The sequence below is a fragment of the Bisgaardia hudsonensis genome (assembly GCF_004345785.1).
Taxonomy (GTDB): Bacteria; Pseudomonadota; Gammaproteobacteria; order Enterobacterales; family Pasteurellaceae; genus Bisgaardia; species Bisgaardia hudsonensis.
The window spans coordinates 1-3,645 of sequence record NZ_SLXI01000017.1 but is presented as its reverse complement, the minus strand read 5'-3'; the positions used below and the strand labels follow the sequence as shown (position 1 = coordinate 3,645).

Below are 3,645 nucleotides of genomic sequence, written 5' to 3'. Positions count from 1 at the left end.
TCATAATCTATTCCTTACTGTGGCTTATATATTCAATTAAAGCATAATATAAAAAAGTCTAATTATTTAAAAGATATAATCAATTTTGGTTAAATCTCAAAACTTTCAAAAATTCTACCGCACTTTGTTTATAAATTAAGAAAAAATATTAAAAATCTTCTGCATATTGCATAAAATCAAATTCTCCCTCTTTTTTGGCGAAAAGATGGGCAGCGTAATTGTCGATTGCTTCTGCTGGGTTGCTCAGTTTTTTTATCTTAAACACATCTGCTTGAGGAACTACATACACATTACGTTCATTGCCTTGATGAGAAGATACAAATAACTGAAATCCACTTTTATCCCAACTTTCATTCGGACGGGTATCAAGCAAGCAACGTAATTCAAAATATTTTTCTTCATCAAAATATTTCTTATCACCATATCTTTGACGGAATAATTGATTAAACTTAGTTTCTAAAAAATCCACATATTCAGGCAAGGCATAACCTTTTTTATCTTCAAAACCAGCAATAATTGAGCGCATGGGTGTTAATATTGTTGAAGGAAGAGTGCTTTTATAAACATTATGCGTAGTCTTTTCCATAATGCCCCATCTTTTACTTCGATATAACCAAGAACTTAAAATCTCCAAAGGAATGTTTGAGTATTTTTTATGATTTTTAGCATAAGGCGTATAATAAATAAAATAGGCTCTATCATTTACTAAAATACCTAATTCGGTAATATCTCCCATTATAGGTAAAGGGTGAGTGGATTTCTTTACTGCGTAGAAAAATCGCCCTTGCATTAAATACTCATAAGATAACGGTTGAGTTTCTTTAAAAGATGCGATGATATATTCAAATAAATTCCCATATTGAAAGAAATTATATCCATCAAACTCTTTATCTAGTTCAGTTAAAGACAAAGACTCGTAAGGTATATCATTCATATCATAATAAACCATTTCAAAATGCGTATATAGTTCCTGCTCATTGACAAATTTCATTTTTATAATCCTCTTTTTTCAATTTCTTTTTCTACCATTCCTATTATAGCCCTCTGTCTTCTCTCCAAATTTTCTCGATATTTAGGTGAAATCTCCTTACTTTCCTTCACATACATCTTCCAACCCTCTGTGCCAGTTTCAATCTTCGCCCCTTTTGAAGAGTTCAATTCTCTTGGCAATGGTTGCAAATTCATTGGATGATTGATTAACTCTTTTTGTACCTCTTTTGGAATTGCCTAAATCCTTTTTAAATACAAAAAAGTGCGGTCAATTTTCCTCAAGTTTTAAAACTCTTAAAAATCCTACCGCACTTGTTAGAACACTATTTTCTAAACCAAGACAAAATCCTATTTTTTAATTTTTTACTTTCTATTTCTTCTTGCTTTGCTTTCGCTTGTTTATGTCTTTCTTGCCACATATCAATCCACTCTTGATGTGGTTTATTAAAATCATATTCTTTCATAAAATCATAAGGATCTTCATAATGAGCTAATGGTTTATATTCTATAAGTTCTTTTGGTGCGGTTGGGTGGTCTATACCAACATCAAATCCGTGAATAGACGCAATTTTACCTAGCTCAAGAACAATTACATTTAAAAACCAACTAAAATTTACACAATAACCTCTTACTCTTCTTTTAGCGATTTTTAAATCCAATAGCTTTTCTAAAGCATTATGCATACCTTCAACATTACCATCACATAAGGAAACATAAAATTCATGCTCGGGAATGTACGGCTTGTATTTTTTTGCCTTAGGGTAATTTTTTTCATCATCTAAAAATCTTTGGGATCGCTCTTTTAACTCTTCCCAATTTTTACTACTTATAGCTAATCTTTTATTTTTAAAGAAAAAAGGGTATAAATCTTTTCTATCATATTTATCATAATCAGCACCCAATATATCAGAGATAATACTGTTAATTACTCTTTGATTATCTGACATAAGTGCAAAAAAATCATATGTTACTGTCCAACCATCATCGCCTAATACACATAATTTAGCTGCTGTATAACAATGTTGTCTAAATAATTCAATATCATTATTGCGTAATAATGCTCGTCTTGCCAAAACTGCATGGCACAAACCTAAACTACGCATACAAGCAAGTGAATTGCCAAGGTTACTATTTAACAATTCTAAATCTTCTCTAATATTACCATAAGCATCATATAATAGATCTTGCTCAATCTTTCCTTCATAGGTATTAGGTTCTGTCTCGCTTCCTAAATATATTTTATATTTATCTTTCATTATCATCCCCTTATCTTTATTTGTTAGGTACTTCTACTGGGATTAATTTGATTTTTTCATCAACTTTATCAACCCCTATAATTAATGTTTTAATAGGTTGGTTTTGTTTATTTTTAAGTGCTTTTCTCACTGCTAATATTGCTGGATCTGTTTTGTCTAAATCAAACTTTTCTGTCGCAACAGCTTCAATCCAATCTTGTGAAAGCTGATTGGTTACTTTATTATCTAATTTAGCACCTTTATTACTTACTTTAGTTGCACCATTAGTAATTTGCTTACTGTCAATAATAACTATAGAGCCATCTTTAGCTTGAAGTACATGGTCAAATCCACTGTTACCACCATACTTACCGCCTTTAAGTACTTTATAACCTGAACGTTTTGCTAAGCTATTAACAAGCTTTTCTGTTTTCTCACCTGTTTTATCTCCATTTTTTACAATATCCGCTATTAAATCTCGCTCAATAGTACTTGTTGGCTTCAATTCACAACCTGACTTACATACTTTCTGTGCATTAATATAGCCACTTGGTGAGGTAATCGCTATGTTATCAACTTCATCAATCACTTTATTTAAAGTTGAATAATTCACCACTCGGTTAATTTGATTTGCTCCACCTTCAACAGCATTTTTTACGACATCACTATTTTTTATAGCGACAACACCCTTACCAACCGCTTTTCCACCTGCCTTAGCGACCTTCCCAGCTCCAACAACTTCTCCAACAGTGCCAATCAGTTGAGCGGTAGAAATTGCGGTCATTTCACCACGCATATCTTGTCCATATAGGCGGTTGATTTCTTCTACATCTTCTCCCATTACATTTCGATAAGTTTCTTCTATACTACTTTTACCTGTTGTAACAAAATTATCGACAATATCACGACCACAAGCTAGTGGGTCTCTCCCACAATCCATCGCACTATTAACAACTGACTCTCCAACTTTTTTCACCGTTTCTAATTTGTTTTCTGAAACTGATTTATAAGTTTGTTTTACTTTATCCCTTAAGCCCTCTGTTGGTGTTCTCACTATTCCTGAGGTCAACTTTTCACTAATAAAACCTGTGCGTTGATTATAAGTATCCGCTTCTTTAGCATATTTTCTTGATACCCAAAAATCATTACCTCCTGCTACAAAATAATGCTCCTTTTCACCATTAATATGAGTAAAGGTTTTATTCTTTTGACTAGCTAAAAAAGCTTGGGCTTGACTATCTTGTTTATCATCAAGTGATAAGAACCATAATATATCAAGCTCTTTTGCTGCTTGTTGTGATAGTCTTTTTTCTGCTTCTTTTGTACTTATCCCTTCTTGTTCAGCAAAACGTTTTGCATTTTCCTTAATCCATTCTATTTCATTTGGATGTAATTGACGGTTAAATTTCTCTGCATTAAA

At 32.2% G+C, this 3,645-nt stretch carries 3 protein-coding genes and 1 pseudogene; all 4 read right to left on the bottom strand.

Translation table 11 applies throughout. The features are described 5' to 3' along the window. Positions 1-148: 148 nt before the first annotated feature. A complete protein-coding gene (locus EV697_RS09740) occupies positions 149-991 on the bottom strand; it encodes a hypothetical protein (RefSeq protein ID WP_132025095.1) in 843 nt (280 codons plus the stop codon). 2 nt (positions 992-993) lie between these two features. Beyond that, positions 994-1,185, bottom strand: coding sequence for a hypothetical protein (locus tag EV697_RS09735; protein ID WP_132025093.1), 192 nt, complete (start codon positions 1,183-1,185; stop codon positions 994-996). A gap of 128 nt (positions 1,186-1,313) precedes the next feature. Beyond that, positions 1,314-2,246 carry an Imm49 family immunity protein gene (locus EV697_RS09730; RefSeq protein WP_165906488.1) on the bottom strand — a complete coding sequence of 311 codons (933 nt, stop codon included), beginning with the start codon at positions 2,244-2,246 and terminating at the stop codon, positions 1,314-1,316. A gap of 16 nt (positions 2,247-2,262) precedes the next feature. After that, positions 2,263-3,645: pseudogene (locus EV697_RS09855) on the bottom strand (hypothetical protein); the annotation flags it as partial.

Coding starts and splice junctions, on each gene's coding strand:
- EV697_RS09740 (WP_132025095.1), bottom strand. CDS start 991: ATGAAATTTGTCAATGAGCAGGAACTATATACGCATTTTGAAATGGTT.
- EV697_RS09730 (WP_165906488.1), bottom strand. CDS start 2,246: ATGAAAGATAAATATAAAATATATTTAGGAAGCGAGACAGAACCTAAT.
- EV697_RS09735 (WP_132025093.1), bottom strand. CDS start 1,185: ATGAATTTGCAACCATTGCCAAGAGAATTGAACTCTTCAAAAGGGGCG.